Source organism: Psychrobacter sp. P11F6 (genome assembly GCF_001435295.1).
GTDB lineage: Bacteria > Pseudomonadota > Gammaproteobacteria > Pseudomonadales > Moraxellaceae > Psychrobacter.
Window position 1 is genome coordinate 3194060 of sequence record NZ_CM003594.1, and the last position, 19811, is coordinate 3213870.

General features: G+C 43.5%; 20 protein-coding genes. 8 read left to right on the plus strand and 12 right to left on the minus strand.

Annotated features, from left to right (window positions below):
• Positions 1–50 precede the first annotated feature (50 nt).
• Positions 51–1076: a tRNA dihydrouridine synthase gene (locus AK822_RS13200; protein WP_060491964.1), complete on the plus strand. Its 1026-nt coding sequence runs from the start codon at positions 51–53 to the stop codon at positions 1074–1076.
• Between the two features lie 58 nt (positions 1077–1134).
• Here the strand turns inward: AK822_RS13200 and AK822_RS13205 are convergent, their stop codons facing one another.
• Positions 1135–1560, minus strand: coding sequence for an MAPEG family protein (locus AK822_RS13205; protein WP_055125344.1), 426 nt, complete (start codon positions 1558–1560; stop codon positions 1135–1137).
• A gap of 14 nt (positions 1561–1574) precedes the next feature.
• On the minus strand, positions 1575–1988 hold the full coding sequence (locus AK822_RS13210; RefSeq protein WP_055125345.1) for an OsmC family protein: 414 nt from the start codon (positions 1986–1988) through the stop codon (positions 1575–1577).
• Between the two features lie 519 nt (positions 1989–2507).
• Between AK822_RS13210 and AK822_RS13215 the strand changes: the two genes are divergently transcribed.
• On the plus strand, positions 2508–3029 hold the full coding sequence (locus tag AK822_RS13215) for an RNA pyrophosphohydrolase (protein ID WP_045452438.1): 522 nt from the start codon (positions 2508–2510) through the stop codon (positions 3027–3029).
• Positions 3030–3125: 96 nt separating this feature from the next.
• Here AK822_RS13215 and AK822_RS13220 read toward each other — a convergent pair whose 3' ends face one another.
• The 3 genes from AK822_RS13220 to AK822_RS13230 all read right to left on the minus strand — a co-directional run bounded on the left by AK822_RS13220 (position 3126) and on the right by AK822_RS13230 (position 7061).
• The gene (locus AK822_RS13220) at positions 3126–4220 is read right to left on the minus strand and encodes an NAD(P)-dependent alcohol dehydrogenase (RefSeq protein ID WP_060491965.1); all 1095 of its coding nucleotides are present in this window, start codon (positions 4218–4220) and stop codon (positions 3126–3128) included.
• A gap of 232 nt (positions 4221–4452) precedes the next feature.
• The gene (locus tag AK822_RS13225) at positions 4453–5349 is read right to left on the minus strand and encodes an NRDE family protein (protein ID WP_060491966.1); all 897 of its coding nucleotides are present in this window, start codon (positions 5347–5349) and stop codon (positions 4453–4455) included.
• Positions 5350–5429: 80 nt separating this feature from the next.
• Positions 5430–7061, minus strand: coding sequence for a DUF4139 domain-containing protein (locus tag AK822_RS13230; protein WP_228139033.1), 1632 nt, complete (start codon positions 7059–7061; stop codon positions 5430–5432).
• Positions 7062–7338: 277 nt separating this feature from the next.
• Between AK822_RS13230 and lgt the strand changes: the two genes are divergently transcribed.
• The 4 genes from lgt (at position 7339) to AK822_RS13250 (ending at position 10199) form a co-directional block, all read left to right on the plus strand.
• Complete coding sequence (gene lgt, locus AK822_RS13235; protein ID WP_060491967.1) at positions 7339–8223, plus strand: prolipoprotein diacylglyceryl transferase; 885 nt, start codon at positions 7339–7341, stop codon at positions 8221–8223.
• A 74-nt stretch (positions 8224–8297) separates the two neighbouring features.
• Complete coding sequence (locus tag AK822_RS13240) at positions 8298–9188, plus strand: thymidylate synthase (protein WP_045452435.1); 891 nt, start codon at positions 8298–8300, stop codon at positions 9186–9188.
• Positions 9189–9264: 76 nt separating this feature from the next.
• Complete coding sequence (locus tag AK822_RS13245; RefSeq protein ID WP_060491968.1) at positions 9265–9834, plus strand: dihydrofolate reductase; 570 nt, start codon at positions 9265–9267, stop codon at positions 9832–9834.
• Positions 9835–9845: 11 nt separating this feature from the next.
• Positions 9846–10199 (plus strand): energy transducer TonB, encoded by a 354-nt coding sequence (locus AK822_RS13250; RefSeq protein ID WP_060491969.1) that lies wholly within the window; start codon positions 9846–9848, stop codon positions 10197–10199.
• 53 nt (positions 10200–10252) lie between these two features.
• Here AK822_RS13250 and uvrC read toward each other — a convergent pair whose 3' ends face one another.
• Positions 10253–12097, minus strand: a complete 1845-nt coding sequence (gene uvrC, locus AK822_RS13255) for an excinuclease ABC subunit UvrC (RefSeq protein ID WP_060491970.1) — start codon at positions 12095–12097, stop codon at positions 10253–10255.
• Positions 12098–12239: 142 nt separating this feature from the next.
• Entirely contained in the window at positions 12240–13766 is a 1527-nt protein-coding gene (locus tag AK822_RS13260) for a DUF3360 family protein (RefSeq protein ID WP_060491971.1), read from the minus strand.
• 515 nt (positions 13767–14281) lie between these two features.
• Between AK822_RS13260 and AK822_RS13265 the strand changes: the two genes are divergently transcribed.
• Positions 14282–14839: a DUF4442 domain-containing protein gene (locus AK822_RS13265; protein ID WP_087945656.1), complete on the plus strand. Its 558-nt coding sequence runs from the start codon at positions 14282–14284 to the stop codon at positions 14837–14839.
• Positions 14840–15119: 280 nt separating this feature from the next.
• Here AK822_RS13265 and rplS read toward each other — a convergent pair whose 3' ends face one another.
• From rplS to rpsP, 4 genes are all read right to left on the minus strand, one after another.
• On the minus strand, positions 15120–15512 hold the full coding sequence (gene rplS, locus AK822_RS13270) for a 50S ribosomal protein L19 (protein ID WP_045445905.1): 393 nt from the start codon (positions 15510–15512) through the stop codon (positions 15120–15122).
• 182 nt (positions 15513–15694) lie between these two features.
• Positions 15695–16465 (minus strand): tRNA (guanosine(37)-N1)-methyltransferase TrmD, encoded by a 771-nt coding sequence (gene trmD / locus AK822_RS13275; RefSeq protein WP_060491972.1) that lies wholly within the window; start codon positions 16463–16465, stop codon positions 15695–15697.
• An 87-nt stretch (positions 16466–16552) separates the two neighbouring features.
• Positions 16553–17086, minus strand: coding sequence for a ribosome maturation factor RimM (rimM, locus tag AK822_RS13280; RefSeq protein ID WP_045445903.1), 534 nt, complete (start codon positions 17084–17086; stop codon positions 16553–16555).
• A 191-nt stretch (positions 17087–17277) separates the two neighbouring features.
• Positions 17278–17547, minus strand: a complete 270-nt coding sequence (rpsP, locus tag AK822_RS13285) for a 30S ribosomal protein S16 (protein ID WP_045452431.1) — start codon at positions 17545–17547, stop codon at positions 17278–17280.
• 494 nt (positions 17548–18041) lie between these two features.
• Between rpsP and AK822_RS13290 the strand changes: the two genes are divergently transcribed.
• On the plus strand, positions 18042–19520 hold the full coding sequence (locus AK822_RS13290) for an ATP-binding protein (RefSeq protein WP_060491973.1): 1479 nt from the start codon (positions 18042–18044) through the stop codon (positions 19518–19520).
• Positions 19521–19602: 82 nt separating this feature from the next.
• Here AK822_RS13290 and AK822_RS13295 read toward each other — a convergent pair whose 3' ends face one another.
• Positions 19603–19782: a hypothetical protein gene (locus AK822_RS13295; RefSeq protein WP_045445897.1), complete on the minus strand. Its 180-nt coding sequence runs from the start codon at positions 19780–19782 to the stop codon at positions 19603–19605.
• Between the last annotated feature and the right edge of the window lie 29 nt (positions 19783–19811).

A 19811-nucleotide genomic window follows, 5' to 3' on the forward strand; every position in this document is an offset into this window, starting at 1 on the left:
GTATTTATGGCAATCCTTTAATAGCACCCTTTTAGCAGTGAACAACAAGCATGAATACTAATCAGCAACTTCAAATACGTCAAAACACCATCCGTCAGTTATTTGCCAATCCTGTCCGCTTACTTGCGCCAATGGAAGGCCTAACCGATCCATTGATGCGGCAAATCCTAACGCAGATTGCGGCAGATTTAGGTCGCCCCTATGATTGGTCGGTTAGCGAATTTATCCGTGTGACTCAGCATGTATTGCCAGCGCATGTATTTTATAAATACGTTCCAGAATTGCGTCATGATGCTAAAACTGCCTCTGGCACGCCTATTCATATCCAGTTGCTTGGCAGTGAAGCGCAACTCATGGCAGAAAATGCCGCTTATGCTGCCGAGCTTGGTGCGCCAGCGATTGACATCAACTTTGGTTGTCCTGCCAAGACGGTCAATAGCCACCGTGGTGGTTCCGTATTGTTGGATGAACCCGAAACCATGTATCAGATTATCAGCGCGGTGCGGCAAGCTGTTCCCGTTCATATTCCAGTATCAGCCAAAATTCGTTTAGGTTACACCGATACCAGTCGTATGGATGATATTAAAGCTGCGATTAGCGACAGTGGTACTGATTGGCTAACTATTCATGCACGAACCAAAACCCAAGGCTATAAGCCACCAGCCTATTGGGACAAAATCCAAAGTTTTAATGCGCTCGATATTCCAGTCATTGCCAACGGTGAAATATGGAATGCAGAGCACGCGCAAAACTGTATGACGCAAGCTGGTACAAAACATTTGATGTTAGGTCGCGGCGCGGTTACCCGTCCAGATTTGGTTGCTCGTGTTGATTGCGGTTCAGATGATGCCCTGCTAAGTGCGGCAACGTTGTCGTGGGAAGCGATGGTCACCCATCAGATAAGATTTTTGGAAGGTCAGGCTAAAACTGAAGTTATCTTGGTTGGTCGTTACAAGCAGTGGTTAGCAATGCTCATCAAAGGCTATAGCGAAGCAAAAGTTTTATGGGACAGTATTAAAAGAGAAAAAAATAAAGCAGCTATCATTAGTGCACTGCAAGCCAGTGTGCGCCAATAATAGCTGCTTTTATCTTAAAGCCAATCTGTTTTAAAACTAAGCTGTCTAACGACTAATATTAAATACTCACTCTAATCGCTAAATAGAATAGCATCAAACAACAGGCAATCGATAACACCCAAAGTATGGAGCGAAACGTCGCCAAATTAGTAATATAAGCCACGCAAAAACCGATACGAATCAGCACGTACAACCAAGCCAGTATATTGATAATCGATTGTGGTACAAAGAATAACATCGCCGTTAAAACAGCCGCCAAAAATATTGGCAAAGTTTCATAGCTGTTTTGCTGGGCAGCGTTAGCACGTGCGGCCGCGCCCGTCGTACCTTGTAAAAAATCACGTGGATGGGCATTGTCAGCCAAATTAAAGCCGCCAATAGCTTTCGCTGTCAATGCCATGGCAAGCGGTAGTAAACTTGCTATGACCATCGCCCAAATGGCGGACGCTGCGGTATCAGAGACTAATTCCAGAAGTGCATTCATTAGTATACTTGCCCCTACCCTGCAATCACTTCGAAATCATGGGTGACGTTCACCCCACCTTGTACCAACATTCTACTGGCTGAGCAGTATTTTTCTGCGGACAGTTTTATGGCCTTCTCTACTTGGCTTTCTTTGACATCTTGACCTGTCACCACAAAATGCATGTGAATGTCAGTATAGACAGCTGGTACAGTTTCAGCACGCTGAGCGGTAAGCTCACAACGTACGTCTGTCACCTCTTGGCGCGATTTTTGTAAAATCGCTACCACATCATAGCTAGCACAACCACCAAGCCCCAATAGAATCAGCTCCATCGGACTTGCGCCTTTTTCTTTATCGGCATCGATCTGTACATTATGCCCTGATGGTGACACGCCCATAAATGCTTTGTTTTCTTGCCACGTTACACTTGCTTTTGACTCTGACATCTTGACCATTCCTTATTTTAATTAGCTCGTTGCCCGATTTTTATTTTCTGGCAATATGTTTTACTTGGCTAGTGTAGCATAAGCCAATGGCACATTTTATCGAGCCCTTATCATCCAAAATCATTATCATTATGAATGGCTCACCTATTTGTCTTTTGCAGCCTTATTTTTAATTAAACCTTTTTACTAAAATTTTCTTAGCAGTGAATTCACATTCATACACCGCCTACTGTTTATTATTCAAACCTACCCTCTTATAGTTCGAACCTATCTTTGCAGTAAGATTCCCCAAAAAACATTACAAAAGTTTAATTATAACTGGTTGATTTTAAACAGTTAAGCTCGTGAAACATTTTATAGCAAAATACTGTTACACATTTTGCTTGTTTCTTGGTTTAATAACGGTAATGAATCTTATTTTGACCTAATATCGACAACCATCACCTTATAATAATTATGATTGCTGTCACGGTTCTAGCTCAAAATAAGCTATTTTAAATAAATTAAAAAGGTTTAATCATGATAGATGCAGACGGCTTTCGCGCCAATGTCGGCATCATCTTGGCAAATACACAAGGGCAGGTTCTGTGGGCAAAACGTATTGGTCACAACGCTTGGCAGTTCCCACAAGGCGGTATCGACCGTGGGGAGACGCCGATGGATGCGATGTATCGCGAGCTCTGGGAAGAGGTCGGCCTGCATCCGCGTCATGTAGACTTATTGGCAGTGACGCAAGATTGGTTGCGTTATCGTCTGCCAAAACGCTATGTGCGGCATGGACAGCACCCTTTATGTATTGGGCAAAAACAGAAATGGTTTTTGCTACGCTTAGATGAGACGAACACTCAACATATCCGCTTTGATGAGGGCAAACCAGAATTTGATCATTGGCAATGGGTCAGTTACTGGTATCCACTTGGACAAGTGATTCACTTTAAACGCGGGGTATACCGCCGCGCTTTGCAAGAGCTAGTGCCTGAGCTACCTCTAAGGCAAGAGCTGATTATCCCTGAACAAGACAATCACTTGTTGATAGGATGAAATGATATTTTGATTAAAAGTAACACCTAATAGAAGAGCCTGTATACTTTAGATGCAGGCTCTTCTATTATATAGCGATTATATCTTGCGGAATAATTATGGCTTGATAGCAATTTTTAGTACGCCGTCACGCTGATGCATGAACAAGTCATAGGCCTCTACAATATCATCCAAGGCATAGGTATGCGTCACCATCTCTGATAAATCTACTCGACCCGACTCGATGACATTCATCAATCGGCGCATACGCTCTTTACCTCCTGGGCAGAGAGCCGTTCTTATCGTATGATCGCCAAGACCAGAGGCGAAATGAGCCATTGGAATGACTAAATCTTCAGAATACACACCCAAGCTTGAGAGTGTACCGCCTGGTTTTAATATTTTGAGACATTTCTCGAACGTAGACTGTAAACCTAACGCCTCGATACTGCTATCCACCCCGCGACCACCAGTGATTTTCATGATCTCATCAACCACGTCAACTTCCGTGAAGTTTAGAGTAATATCTGCTCCTAGTTTTTTTGCCATGTCCAAACGTTCATTATTGCCATCGACAGCGATAATCAGTGACGCGCCTTTAATCCTTGCTCCAGCAGTAGCGCATAAACCGATAGGTCCTTGTGCAAATATAGCAACCACATCACCGATCTGAATATTGGCGTTTTCTGCGCCTTTGAAGCCTGTCGACATAATGTCAGGGCACATCAACACTTGCTCATCCGTCAGTCCATCTGGCACTGGACATAGATTGGCCTGCGCATCTGGCACTAGCACATACTCTGCTTGCGTACCGTCAATGTGATTACCAAAACGCCAGCCGCCTGTGGCTTTATAACCGTGGCAAGAACATCTACCATCTGCATCAAGATAACCACCGTCTTGTGAAGGGAAACCATCTTGACTGGCATAGGAGGTAAACGTTGGGCAAATGGCGCCAGCAATGACTCGCTGCCCTTCTTCATAGCCCATGACTGCGCTACCAAGCTTTTCAATGATACCTACTGGCTCGTGACCAATGGTTAAGCCTTTTGCAACGGCATACTCACCTTTAAAGATATGGATATCAGTACCACAAATGGTCGTGGTCGTAATTTTTATCAAGGCATCATTAGGGCCGACATCAGGGATTTTTTTATCTACAATTTCAATTTTACCTGGTTCAATAAATATCAATGACTTCATCATGCTCATTTCACACTCCTTGTTTTATAATCATTTACTCAACTGGTATGAACTTTAGTGATATCTATATTTATCTTACGCCATATAAATAGTAATTTAAAGTGAAATCCATTCTTTAATAAAGGGATTGTTGATTCTCTATTGTTAGATATTAAAACTGTAGTATCAAACTTCTCATGAAAATTGTACGTGAGCCTCATTAAGAGTAGATGAAAAAGCTAATAGATTAAAAACCCATAGGCTACTTATGACTATCATGCTGACATTCTTTATAATTATCATGCTGACACTCTCGGCTTACTAATCTAGCAATCTCATCCACTGCTAAATCTGCCAACTGAGAATGACATTTTAGGGTTAAAATGCTTTGGGTACGTGTCGCATAAGTGGGCAAATTATTTTGCGTATGATTAAAAGCGACAGGCTCTATATAAATAGAAGACAGAATCTGCTCAATCTCAACAGCCACTCCAGTCTCCGGCAGCTTATCCACTGGCGCTTGCGTATTGTCAGACAATACCGCAAAGGCAGCTTCTTGCCAGTACTCAGGTTCACTATTCTCAGCGATTAGTGGCAATACTTCTTGGCGCAGCCTACCTCGCAGTTTTTCAGTTTTAAACCAGCTGTCCTCAGGCTGACCATTGGAAATGACATGCAGTCCTGCATATAGTGGCATAGGAGCATGACCACGATTATTGACAATAACGGCTTGTGTCATATCACCAATAATGAGATTGAACCCAGCATAGTTTTGCAAACTAATCTGCCGTGCAAACTCCATCGGGCTGATATCACTGGTTAAGAAATCCGTGACTAGCGCCCCGCGTGAGCGCTCATCAGAGCTTGCCTGCACGCCATCGCGAAAATTCAATACCGCAGCCCAACGTCCGTTTTGCTGATAATACTCTTGAGGCACTTGATGACTGTATTGATGACTACCTTGATGATTGGCTTGATGGGGCTGTTGATGAATACCCAGCCAAGTACCGCCACTTTGTACATCGCGTCCTGCAAAAACAGGCTTATCTTCCCATTGATGTAGCAGCTCTGTCGGACGCTGCAAAAACTCATCGCGATTGGACAATAGCACCAAAGGCAGCTCATCAAAGAGTTGCCAAGCAATGGCGACAATACACATAAGACTCCTAATTTTACTAAAAATATGCTTAGTAACATGTCATTGCTTAGCAAACAGCCAAGCTTGATTTCGGTTTGAACTTAGTTCACTGATAAGTTTTTGCTAGCAGGATAACTAATCTGAGAGGTCGACTGTATGACTTTTGATTGTTTGCTTGGTAAATCGAACTCCCACGCAACCATGCTTTTATTGTCATTCCAGTCACGCTCAGTCACTGGCGGTGTATGAGTGACGGTTACTTTAAGACTATCGTCGCGGCTAATTGGCTCACTGCCTAATACTTGTAAATGCATAGGTCGGTTGTGCTGATTGGTAAATTGATACGCTTGTGTTTTAGTCAAGGTTTGCGTGCGATTGAAAGCGCCTTTATCACCCTGCTTATCTTCATCAGCTATCTGCTTTACGATGGTATTAGGGTCAATACCAAAACCGATACCTTGCTCTTTGAGCGCTTGATAATTATAGCGCGCCTGCCCGACATAATTATCATCACGGTATAACTGTAGCGAACCATCTACCCAAGCTGGTGTCAAAAACGGTGCGGATGCATACCAATAGCCAGCTGCCTCCACACTCGGCGTACTACGAATCCATAGCTTGCTACTGCCCGACTGCTCATCAATGACCGTCCGTACACGCCTGCCATCGCTTGGAATACTAATACGCTGCGGCAAGCGGTATTCGGTAATGCCGTTTTTATTCTGACTGCTAACGGTAAAGCTTGGCAGCGGTGCCATGTTAGGTGTCGAGGCACCGCCATAGCTGTCTCTTGCAGATACCACAACAGGCATGTTTTCCGCCATAGGTGGTACAGATATAGTCCGGTTTTCTCTATCTTCTTCATATAGCGAGAAACGCTCAACTCGTGGCAATTGGCTGGTCGTGTTTTGATTGGGATTGACAGAGCTTAGCATCAAAGGGACATTGAGCCAGTTTTCTCCTGTCTGCTGGGCAATAACCGCAGAGGCAATGATATTTAATTGCTTGGTTTCAGTATTCAGCCTTGCTTGATACGTTGGCTCCCAACCCGCGCCGCGTACTTGATAGTGCAGTTTCACACTGCTTGGTACTCGACTGGCAGTACGTACACTCACTTGAGTCACACTATTTTGAGTGGAAGTCGCGCTGCCCGCCATTAGTTGGTTGAGCGCATCTTGTGCACGGGCTTGGCGCTGCTGAATTTCTAGTATGCGTTTATTGATACTGACCGCTTGGGTTTCCAGATCGCGCGCATTATTGGCAAGCGTGCCATCTGTACTGATTTGCGTGACCTTGGTTAAATTCTGCAAGTAAGCTTTAGCTAAGCGTGCCGCTTCTAACTCAGCATTGATAACTGCCAAATTATCTTGCTGTGTCTGCACTCTCGCCTCACCTTGATACTGACACTGTGCTGCTTGCTCATCGCTTAAAGTCTCGATACTGACTTCACCAATATTGATGCCTTTTGCTGCTTGTACGCTCACACTGTCTTTATCGATATAAGGGGACAGACAAGAAAAAACCAGTGTCTGCTCACCGTTACCATTGATTGGTAACGCACGAGTCACGCTAGCTAAGCCCTGATAAATGGTCACTTGCTCAATACTACTGTTCGCTGCCTGAGCAGGAGTCAAAGCTAAAGCCGCTAAGCCAAATAAACCCAGTGGCGTCAACTGTTTTTTAGAGGGTAAAAAATTAGGTAGTATTGCTACTTTTGATAACTTAGCTTGCATAATCATTCCTTAAAAATACGGTTAATCCATTAATACGGTGCATTAGCGCAAGCGCGCAGTATCTAACGCTTCATTAAATATAATGATGCAATATTTATGATGGCATTTATTTTCAGCAGCTTTTTTATATCTTAGCGGTTTTCTGGCTTTCTTTCTAGATGTTACCCGTAGCAGATAAGTTGTTACCATGAGATGAGCCTCACCGTAATTTGGTATGCCTCACTGGCTATTTTTGCTATTATGAGCAGCATTCTATTACCAAATTTATGATGCCCTTATGATGATACATCCTCAGTACGATCCTGTAGCGCTGTCTTTGGGTCCAGTAGAAGTGCACTGGTATGGCCTAATGTATTTATTAGCATTTGCCGCCGCCTTTGGTCTGGCTTGGTATCGCAGTACCAAACGTGACAATTGGAACACTGACATGGTGTCCGACTTGGTATTTTTTGGCGCACTTGGCGTCATTTTGGGCGGTCGTGTCGGCTATGTATTGTTTTATCAATTCGGTGAATTTTTACAAAACCCCGCTTACCTTTTCAAAGTCTGGGAAGGCGGTATGTCTTTCCATGGCGGCATGATTGGTGTCTTATTGAGCATGTTATATTTTGCCCGTAAGTATAAAAAGACCCCCTTTCAGGTGCTGGACTTTATCGTTCCTTGTGTGCCAACGGGCTTATTATTTGGTCGTATTGGCAATTATATCAATGGCGAGCTATGGGGCCGCGTCTCTAACGGTGGCTACAACTGGCTTACCTACTTCCCGCAAGCGGCTGCTACTGATATGCAGCAATTGCAAACCAACCCTGAGCTGCAAGAGTTGATGCTTGAAGTAAATGGGCAGTATTTGCTACCTCGTCATCCCTCACAGCTGTATGAAGCACTTGCTGAAGGGTTATTATTATTCCTATTTCTATGGTGGTATTCATCAAAACCGCGCCCACGTATGGCAGCATCGGCAGTATTTTTATTGGGTTATGGCATCAGCCGCTTCATCATTGAGTTTTTCCGCCAACCCGATGCGGACCAAGGATTTGTATTACTAGGCTGGATGACCAAAGGGCAGATACTCAGCGCTCCCATGATTATTATTGGTTTCATCATGCTGGTATACGCTTACAAACGCGGTATCTATGACTGGGGTAAGCAGTCGGCTTATTAAGCACTAATTCACATCAAGTAGCCTGTTAAAAAACAATACAACTATGCGTTTTAATAGCGTAGAAGAGCAATTTTATGACCATGAGTAACTCCATTATTAGTAACAACAAGCAGCGTAAAAATGAGCAAGCCTATCTAGATTTGCTGCATCTTGTCCTCACTGAAGGCACTGAAAAAGGCGATCGTACTGGCACTGGTACGCTGAGCCACTTTGGCGCGCAGCTACGTTTTAATTTAGCCGACGGTTTTCCATTATTAACCACCAAAAAAGTCCACTTTAAATCTATCGTCTATGAGCTATTTTGGTTTTTAAGTGGCAGTACGCATGTTGATTATCTACAAGCCAATGGCGTACGTATTTGGAATGAGTGGTCAACGGCTGAACAGACGGCACGCTTTAATCGCCCTGCTGGTGATTTAGGCCCTGTCTATGGTCATCAGTGGCGCAATTATGGCGCAAGCCAGCGTGAAGATGGGAGCTACAATAACGATGGTGTCGATCAAATCACCCAAGTCATTGAACAAATAAAAACCAATCCCAATTCAAGACGTTTGATTGTGTCTGGTTGGAATCCCGGTGAAGCAGATCAAGTTGCGCTGCCGCCTTGTCATACGCTATTTCAGTTCTTTGTGGCGGATAATAAACTGTCATGCCAGCTCTATCAGCGTTCAGCAGATTTATTCCTAGGCGTGCCATTTAATATTGCCAGTTATGCCTTGCTGACCCATATGGTCGCGCAAGTATGCGGATTAGAAGTGGGCGAATTTATTTGGACAGGTGGCGATTGTCATATTTATCAAAACCACCGCGAGCAAGTTGAGCTGCAACTGACGCGTGAGCTTTATAAGCTACCAACGCTGACGCTTAATTCTGATGTGAAAGATATCTTTGCATTCAAATACGAAGACATTAGCGTTGATGGTTACGAGTCGCATCCTGCGATTAAGGCAAAGGTTGCAGTCTAACTTTAGTTTGATTGAAAGTTTTAAATAAATGCAGCAAATGCAAGTAGCATATTAAAGACAATAAAAAGGATACGTTATGAGTTATGCCCACACCGAAGTTGCCCAAATCGCAGCTATCAGTAGCAACCGCTGTATCGGCAAAGATAATGAGCTACCGTGGCATATCTCAGCAGATTTGCAGCATTTTAAAAGCATGACGACCAAAGAAAATGACGGTGGTATACAAGGTATCGTCATTATGGGTCGTAAGACGTTTGAATCAATGGGCAGCAAGCCTTTGCCAAAACGCGTGAGTTTCATCATCAGCACCCAGCTAGATTATGCCGAACAAAAAGGTTTGGTCGATAAAAGCAATGCTTATGTGGTGCACAATTTAGATGATGCATTAACGCAAGCGGCAAGTCTGGCACATGGTGCGCATCTGGATACCATTTGGGTGATTGGTGGCGAGCGCGTGTTTAGCGATGCGTTGATGTATACCGATCGCATTGAGCTGACCCACGTCGATACTGAGATTACGGATGGCGATGCATTTTATCCTGAATTGCCAAATGAGTTTGAAGTGGCCGAAGAATCTGAGAAAATGCACGATGAAAAAAGTGACTTAGACTTTAAATTTGTGACTTATAAAATAAAAGCAGACTAGGTCAGCTGGTTATGAAACTACTAACCTTTATCTTTACTGGCATATTACTATCGGGCTGTCAGAGTCTAGCGATAAGAGAGCCTGTTATTAAGCCTGCTGAAATATTGCGTCAACCTCAGTTCACAGTTCCACACAGAGCAGCTAGACGTTTGAAAGCTGGTGAGGAATATGAAGTTGTCCTGAGCATATTGATTAATAAATCTGGTCAAATTAGTTCCATTTCTGTTACTGAGTCATCAGGCGTCGTGTCATTAGACCGAAGTGCTCTACGTGATGCTAGAAAAATAATATTCAAAGCCGGTACTAAGGATAATGAGTTTATTACAACAAAAGTTACTGTACCCATTACCTATGTAATACATTAGAAACTGTTTACCCTACTACTAAAAATTTAGACAGATAGGTAGAATGTAAATGCCTACTCGTGCAATACTTTATAAACCGTTTTTGCAAGCACTGGCCCAATCCCTTGCACGCCTGCCAATTCTTGCTGCGATGCACCGAGCAATTGTTGCAATCCGCCAAAATGATTGAGCAAATCACGACGGCGCTTTTCACCCAGCCCCGGAATCACCTCTAATACTGACGATGAACGGCGCTTGTCGCGTTTCTTACGGTGCGCCGTAATCGCAAAACGATGCGCCTCATCGCGAATATGCATCAATAAATGCAGCGCCTTGCTATCCATCGGCAAATCAAGTGGCTCATGATCGATAAAATGTAGCACTTCAAGCCCAGCCTTACGTCCTTCGCCTTTTGCCACGCTAATCAGCAAAGTATCACCAAGAATACCCAGCTCGGTTAGCACTTTTTTAGCGATGCCAAGCTGCCCTTTACCACCATCAATCAGCAACAAATCAGGCAATGGCTGCTTTTTATAGCGCCGTGTCAGCACTTGTTTCATTGCGGCATAATCATCACCACCGACAATGTCATGAATCGCATATTGGCGATAATCACGGCGACGCGAGCCACCTTGGTCAAATACTACGCAGCTACCAATGGTCGCCTCGCCCATCGTATGGGAGATATCAAAACACTCTATGCGATCAATGGTTCTATCAGTGACGTCCGCTAAGACGTCTTTTAGCGCACCAAAGCGCGCATGCAACTCTAAATAGTCACCCAGCTTGGTTTTTAGCGCATTATTGGTATTGAGTTTGGCTAAATCTAACCATTCAGCACGGTGTTCACGGACACTGGTTTTGATCACGACTTTACTACCAAAATGGCTCGCCAATGCTTCACTGACCGCCACCTGATCCGGTAATTCATGACTCAACATGATTTCGGGTGGCAAGTCATCCGTCACCTGAAAATAAAATGAAGTAATAAAGGCAGATAAATTATCAGCAAGTGGCTCGCTACTATCAACGTCAGGGAAGTAGTTTTTACCACCCAGTACACGACCACCACGTACGGTCAGTACGTTGACGCATGTCATGCCTGCCTGACTGGCAATGGCAATCACATCTGCCTCACCTTGTACAGTATAAACGGCTTGCTTGGCTTGTACTTCACGCAGCATAGACAACTGATCGCGATAAAACACTGCCTTTTCAAAGTCTAATTCTTCAGCAGAAGCTTCCATTTTTTCAATCAAAGCACTATGAATATCGCTAGAGTCGCCTTTTAGGAAACGAATGGTATTATTGACATCTTCTGCATATTCTTCGGCCGATACCAAGCCCACGCAGGGCGCACGGCAGCGCTTAATCTGATACTCAAGACAAGGACGCTTACGTTGCTTAAAAAAAGTATTGGTACATTGGCGCATTTGAAACATTTTCTGCATCAGCACCAGTGTCTCTTTGGCGGCATGAGCAGAGGGAAAAGGACCAAAAAAGCGACCTTTTTGGTGATTGCCTTTACCGCGACCATAAGCCAATCGCGGGTAAGGCTTATCCGCTGAAATAAACACATAGAGATAGGATTTATCATCGCGCAACAGTACGTTATAAGGCGGACGATATTCTTTAATCAAGTTTTGCTCGAGCAATAACGCTTCGGTCTCACTACGGGTAATAATGGTTTCAATATTATGTATCCGTGCCACTAGCGCCCGTGTTTTTGGATGGTCAATGGTTTTAGCAAAGTAGCTGTTCACACGGCTCTTGAGTGACTTGGCTTTACCGACATATAAGATATCGCCATTTTTACCCAGCATTTTATAGACCCCTGGCAAATTTGGCAGGCGCTGAATTAAATGCTTAAGACGGGCTTTCTTGTCATCGATGGGACTCGATTCTGAGACATTGACCATAGAATTTATTGCTCTTAAAAGTCTTATAATACTGCTAGTTATGGGGCGTGAGTCATTGTTTTACAAGCCAATTATTATCATAGCATCACCCATAAAAAAGCCAGCACCGAGGCTGACTTTTTCGTGGGTAAGTAAGATGTTATTAATGACGGAAGTTTGCCATCAATGCCGGAATACCCGGTAGCATACCGACAATAGCCATCACACCTGTCAATACCACAAACATAATACCCGGTATGATCCAGCGGCTCATTTTAGTCAAATTGGCGCTGCGTTCTTTCGAGCCAATCAAGCCCAAGTTATCGAGCAACAACGTGAGTGACCAACCAAATGCAGGATTCACCAGTGCAGAAGCAAACACCACAATCGCAGCAGACTGCGTGGTTTTACCTTCGCGCGTCATCTCCATACCAGCTTCAAGCAGTGGAATAAACACCCCAACGATCAAGGCCACACACATCACTGGCTGCCAAATAGCCAAATCCATTGGATAGCCCCAAACCCCTGCGATAATACAAAACAATGCCGTCAATAAGGCACCAGCAGGAATCGGACGTTTGGCAATCGCTGCTGGGACAATATAGGTGCCCCACGATGACGCAAAGTTCGCGCCGCCCAATACAGAGCCGACGACCTGACGAAACGATGCGCTGGTCATTGTGTCATCGATATCCATGAGTACCTTTTCAGTACGTTTAGGATAGCTGATTTTTTGAAAGACCTGATGGCCTAAAAAATCTGGTGACCACATCGCAACCGCCAAAATAGCAAACGGCAGTACGACAATAAAGCTTTCAACCGTCGGTAATCCTAACATCCAACCGGTGTTTTCTCCCCACCAATACATTGGATTCATATTTGGTAAGCCTGGTGCAGTTTTGAACTCAAAGGGCGCACCCAATGCAAAAGCGAGACCACCACCTAGTACACAGCTTAGCGGAACCGCAAGCCAGCGTTTTTGCCAATGCTCAAGTAATGCATATAGCAGTATAGTGGCCAAAATAATGAAAAAGGCAATATGCGACATGCCAATACCTTCTGCCCAAGCAAAGAGGTTTTTGACCTGTGAGGTGGTACCGATAAACCCTAAGTAAATCAAGAGGCCACCGCACACGCCTTTACTGGTCAAGTTTGCCAGCAGACTGCCCCCTTTACTGATTGCCAATAGCAATCCGAAGGCACCGATAAGTAAACCAAAGGCCATCGGGTGACCACCAGCAGCAACGACGATAGGAATAAGCGGAATAAGGGGGCCGTGAGTACCTGCAAGGTTGGCTGTCGGGAGTAGAAATCCTGAAAATAAGATGATAAAGAATGAAACGATTAATAGCTCATAACGAACGTTTTCTAAAACGAACGCATCGCCCAAACCAAGTGGACCTGCAAATGTTGCAGCAATCGCACCCACCATAACCACTTTACCAATCGTTGCCGCCATTGCAGGAATAGTATCTTCATACTCAAAGCGATAATCACGAAACGGCAAATTGGGATGCCAGCGTTTTGGCTGCATGATTTGTAATTCATGATTTAGATAAGCGTCACGACTGTCAAAGCTTGCGCTTGGTTTGTGTAAATCAAGGTAGCTACCTGATGGCTCGCTGTCGTAATTAGATGGATTTGATGACTGCTGATTAGACCCTGAAGAAGGGATCTGAGTGTTACTCATCACATTTCCTTATGTCGACTGAGGCTTTATTTAACTGATAATTTGATAGTGAAATTTAATGTGACTAGAGCGTCCATTAAAAATTGCAAGCCATTGTATGACATGAGAACTCGAAATGCGAACTTAGAATCACTAAAAAAGTCCATACACCATTATAATATATAAATTAAAGTTTCCATTTAATACAAAATTGAACTTAATAGAAAACCATGAGGAAAAAATACACTTAATATAGGCTTTAAATCAGAATAAATGACCTTTTTCTTAATAATTATCTGTATCTAGATATTTGTTATCACATAACTAAATATTAAAGATAGCTATAATAAATAGTTTATTATAACTTTTAAGTAACCATAGAAAATCCATGTCAGTTACGCTTTAAGCCTAGCGGTTTTGATATTTTTTACTTATGATAAATGCCCTTTCGTGACTGCTCTTTGATAGAAGTACACTAAAAAATTTGACTCAAACGGTATCACTAGAAAATATAAAAGAAGCAATAGGACGAATTTATGAGTTTGCTACCTACCAATTTTGAGACGCTAAAACGCAGAGCCAAACAAAGTATCATGCCGTTATTGACACCTCACCTACTGAAGCTGCGTATCAACACTTATGCACCGTACGTAGGCGCTGGTATCAGAATCGATCACCTCAATCTCGATCAAGGTTTGTGTGTGGTAAGTATGGGGCTGAATACGCTGAACAAAAACATCGTAGGCACTCAGTTTGGCGGCAGCCTGTATTCGATGGTGGACCCATTCTATATGATAATGCTGATGCACCAACTGGGCAGCAGTTACGTAGTCTGGGACAAAAGCTCACATATTGAGTTTATTGCCCCTGGTAATAGCAAAGTCACTGCACGCCTAAAAATTCCTAGCAATGAAATCACCACGATTCAGGAATTAGCAAAAGAAGGCGAGCCAGTATTTCGGGAATACCAAGCAGATATCGTCGATGATCAACAAAAAATTATCGCTACCGTCACTAAAACGCTCTATATACGCTTGCGTAAGTACAGCAAATCTAAAGACCAAAATAGCCGTATCGAAAATCTCGATGGTTAGAACTTTAAAGGCAATTTTTAAAACAGTTCTCTAGATTTGTGATTTAAAGCATATTAATTAAAGCGCATTAATTAAAATGACAGAAACAAAAACCCCAATCTGGCATACGCACAGATTGGGGTTTTGTCTTTTTTGGTACTACCCGCTTATTTATATGATAAACCTATGAATAAGGGCTTGTATCTGGCTTTTCACTATTCTATTGCCGAATCGCATAATAGACGGTTCAGCAATAAAGCGATATTAAGCACAATGCTTAAAAGCAGATACTGGATATAATCTAAGCGTTAGCTTTTGGCTTAACAGCTTTAGGTGCACGCGGAGCAAGCTTCTCGCGGATACGTGCTGATTTACCAGAGCGCTCACGTAAGTAGTATAGTTTCGCACGGCGAACAGCGCCACGGCGTTTCACTTCGATGCTATCGATGATTGGTGAATGCAATTGGAATGCACGCTCAACGCCAACACCGCTTGAGATTTTACGTACGGTAAACGCTGAGTTTAAACCGCGGTTACGTTTAGCAATTACAACGCCTTCAAAAGCCTGTAAACGCTCACGCTCACCTTCACGTACTTTTACTTGAACCACAACGGTATCGCCGGGTGCAAAGCTTGGGCGCTCAATCAATTGAGCATTTTCGATGACCTGAACCAATGGATGCTTGTTGCTCATGAGAGTTATCTCCTCACATTAGATAATAGAGGCTTGACGCATATCACCTGTTTGTAATAATGGATCGTATCTTTTTAATGAGACACAACGTAAGTGGGTTATGACAAACGGCCATTATGCTATGACTCGTTTTGTTGTTGCTCAAAATTCTGTTGCTTAACTGTTTATCTTTTTAGCCGCTATCAACGCTGTTTTTTATCTGCTTTTGCCAATGCTTTTAGCCACTTTGCTTGCTCTACCGTTGGCGTAAACGCTTGCCATAAGTCTGGACGACGCGCTTGCGTACGTTCGACTTGCTGACTAAAGCGCCACTTCGCAATATTGGCATGGTGACCTGAAAGTAACACTTCAGGCACTGCCATACCCGCAAACTCATGCGGCTTAGTATAATGTGGACAATCAAGCAAGCCATCGACGAACGAGTCTTGCTCAGCTGACTTATCATCACCCATAATATCAGGCAGACGACGTATCACACTATCCATTAGCACCATTGCTGGTAGCTCACCACCGGTAAGTACGTAATCACCAAGCGATATTTCCATGTCAACATATTGCGATAGTAGGCGCTCATCAATGCCTTCGTAACGACCACATAATATAATCATGCCGTCATACTCAGTCATATCGACCACACTACTCTCACTCAGCGTCTGTCCTTGTGGCGACATATAAATCACCGGGCAGTACGCTTTGTCGACACGGCAGCCATGCTGACTTGCTCGCAAGCGCGCATCCTCAATCGCTTGGGATAATGGCTCAGCCATCATCACCATGCCAGGACCGCCACCATACGGACGTTCATCAATACGGCGATAATTATCACTGGTAAAATCACGCGGATTAATGCATTCAATCGTCACTTGTTTCTGAGTGACTGCTCGACCCGTGATTCCAAATTCACGAATCGTGGCAAACATCTCAGGGAAAATACTAATAACGGCAAAATACATTAGGTATCTACTTGCGCAGTGGCTAATATTGGCTAAATAAATCGGTGTTATTACTGATAAAGCTTAACCGCAAAGTTAAAATTATTATCAATAATCACTCGGCCATGCCACCAGCACTGTTTTTTCAGTCAGACTGACCTGTACTACAGTTTGCTTGTGCCATGGAATCAGGCGCTCATCGGCATCTAAGCTGTCTGAGTTTGCCGCAACCCGCATAATAGCGTGAGCGCCAGTCTCAAACATCTCAGTAATGTCGCCTAGATACTCATCCTGCTCATTTACAACGCGCAGGCTGACCAAATCCGACCAGTAATATTCATCTTCAGCGGGCTCTGGCAAGATGTCTTGCTCGACCCAAAGAGTTACCCCGTTCATAGTCTCAGCAACATTGCGATCAGGAATCTGCTCAAACTGAGCCACAATTCCTGTGCCTTGCTCACGCCAAGCCTTAACGGTTAAAGGTTTCATGCCGGTAGCAGTTTTCATCCACCAAGGTTTAATGTCAAATATCGCCGTACGATCATCTGTCTCACTAAATACCCAAAGCCAACCTTTGATGCCATAAGGCTTTTTGAGCTGACCAATTTTCATAAGGGCACTAGCGTTTGGAGCAGAGGACATAACGGCTAACCTAACAATGATGAACACAGCGAAGATAAATAAAATAAAAAGCAATTAAAAACGATAAACGCAGTTAAAAGCGATAAACAGTTAATGGCGTACCTAGTTAGACCAGTTACGCTATGTTTTTTTACTAAAGTCTATCGAGACTGCTTATAGACATGCTATCAGCGTCTCAGTGACCACAGAACTTAAGCAGTTGCTTCAGTTTGCGCGACAGACTTGTTGAAAGCTTTTACCAATGAAGCAACGCGATCTGAAGGTTGTGCACCTTTTGCGATCCACGCATTGTACGCTTCCATATTTAGGCGTACTGCTTCTTCAGACTCTTTAGCGAGTGGGTTAAAAAAGCCGATGTTTTCAATATAGCGACCGTCACGCGCGCGGCGTTGATCAGCAACAACTACTTGATAAAATGGGCGTTTCTTGGCACCGCCCCGTGCTAAACGAATAACAACCATGTGAATTCTCTCTTTCGCAGGTATACCAAAAAGGGCATAATTATATCACAGTCTTGATTTATTGAAAACATAAACTGCGCTTATTTAATTATTTATTAACAATAGCTTAAATGCCCATCGATGTAAAATACAATTGATCATTACCACTGATTTTTAACTGAAGATACTGCCTCTACATCATGTCCAAGTGGCTCGTTGCTGTATTATTCAGCGCTGTGTTATTCGGTGCTATATTACTCAGTACTATATTAGTGCAAATTTGAGTATTCAATTGTTGCCTACTGTTTTAAAGCCATCCGTGTCATTCATTGATTATGCTACTCTATAACATAGTCAGCGAGTGAATGATGCTATCGCCTACCGAATTGCGCCATCGCTCAAGAATATTAGCTATTACGCTACTCATAAGTATGGCATGTTGTTTTTGAACGACATAAAAAAGCACCATTTTTACACTAAACTCAATAAAGCATCTTTTAATATGTTGGATCCATATGACCACACCAAAATCGCAACCACGTCGCAAAGGGCGGTTTACGCGCTCTTACTCCAACACTTGGCTGACAACCTTGATGGTCTCTTTCATTGTTCTTATCAGTGTCAGCTTGTCGATTCTGTTTTTTTGGCGCAGTCTATATTTACCCGAGCTTAAAAACCATGCGCGTTACTTGACGAGCGAGCTGCAGTTGATGAATAGTGTCAACAAAGACTGGAAAAATCGTCCTGAAGTACGCCAATGGATTTATCAACACTCGCATGTCGTGGTAGTGAATAACCCTAATGACTTTCCAGCAGTGTCTGATAAGGCCTTTGTCGGCGTCTTTACTGATGTATTACAACGCGAAATCGGTGCGCAATTGGGTCGACCTGTTGAGGTTTATTTTAAATTCAAACCGACACCGCAGCTTTGGGTGCAAGACAGCCGTGATGACAGCTTTTGGATTCGTGAACCCGTGGTTTATTATTCGCAATATAGTCCAGCATTATTGGTGTTATTCCTCATTGGATTGCCTATTTTATCGCTGCTGACCATTATTCTACTGGCGCGGCAATTAAATCGTCCGCTACGATATTTACAGCGTGCTGCGACCAATTATATTCGGCTCGGTCATGCCACTACGTTGCCAACACAAAAAGGACCTACGGAGATACGTCAGGTCAACATGGCATTCAATCGTCTATTCACGACGTTAAATCAAGCACAAAAAGAGCGTACAATTATGCTCGCTGGTATCTCGCATGATCTGCGAACACCCTTAACTCGTATGCGTTTGACTGCTGAGATGCTACCTGATGACTTTTTCCGAGAGGGATTAATTTATGATATTGAAGACATGGATGCCATTTTAGAGCAGTTTATCTCCTTTATGAAAGATGGCTCCGATGAGCCAGTCAGCCTAACCAATTTGGATACTATCTTTAATGAGATCATGGTGCAATTTGCACCAATGGAGTTCATCTATCAATCAGAGTGTCACAAAGTGGTTCCTGTGCGCCCCATGTCTATCAAACGCCTTGTGATCAATCTGGTCAATAATGCCAAGCGTTATGGCAAACCGCCCATTTACCTATCAGCGACTGTTGTGCCAACTTTTATAGAAACCATTGAAGAGGAAGATAGCGATGTCGTCAGTGAAAATGTCGTCAATAGAGAGGCGCAAGAACAATTGCTGATATGTGTGCGTGACTGTGGTGATGGCGTTGCAGAAGATCAGTTAGAACGTATTATGCAGCCTTTTGAACGCGGAGAGACAGCACGTACCACACAAGGCAGTGGTTTAGGTCTAGCGATTGTCGATCGTATTGCCAGATTGCATCATGGGACGGTAGAAGCCATTAACCATCCCGACGGAGGTTTACAAGTGTGTGTGCGTATTCCCCTACTTTCCAAGGTTGCTGGAGATACAACCATGGCAGCCGATACACAAAAAACGCCTATCTTTAATGACAAGACAGGGAACAAAGAAGACTGATAGCCGCTGAACTGTTCATCACTAAAGCTAATAGATGCTCAAAACGATTCGCTGCGACTATTTAGTTGTATAGGTATAGCATCTAGTCTTTGTTTCCAATGATAGGTGGAATATATTTGGCGCTATTCGTAAACGCTAATGGCTGAGTAATATTTTCTTGCGCTGCTGTTAACGTTTGCGTCGTCGATGGCTGCTGCAAAAATAAGTAGTAGCCCAACGTTATTGCATTTAATACCACCAAACCACCAAATAAATATGGCATCCTTTGCCCTCCTCTGATTTAAAGCTATC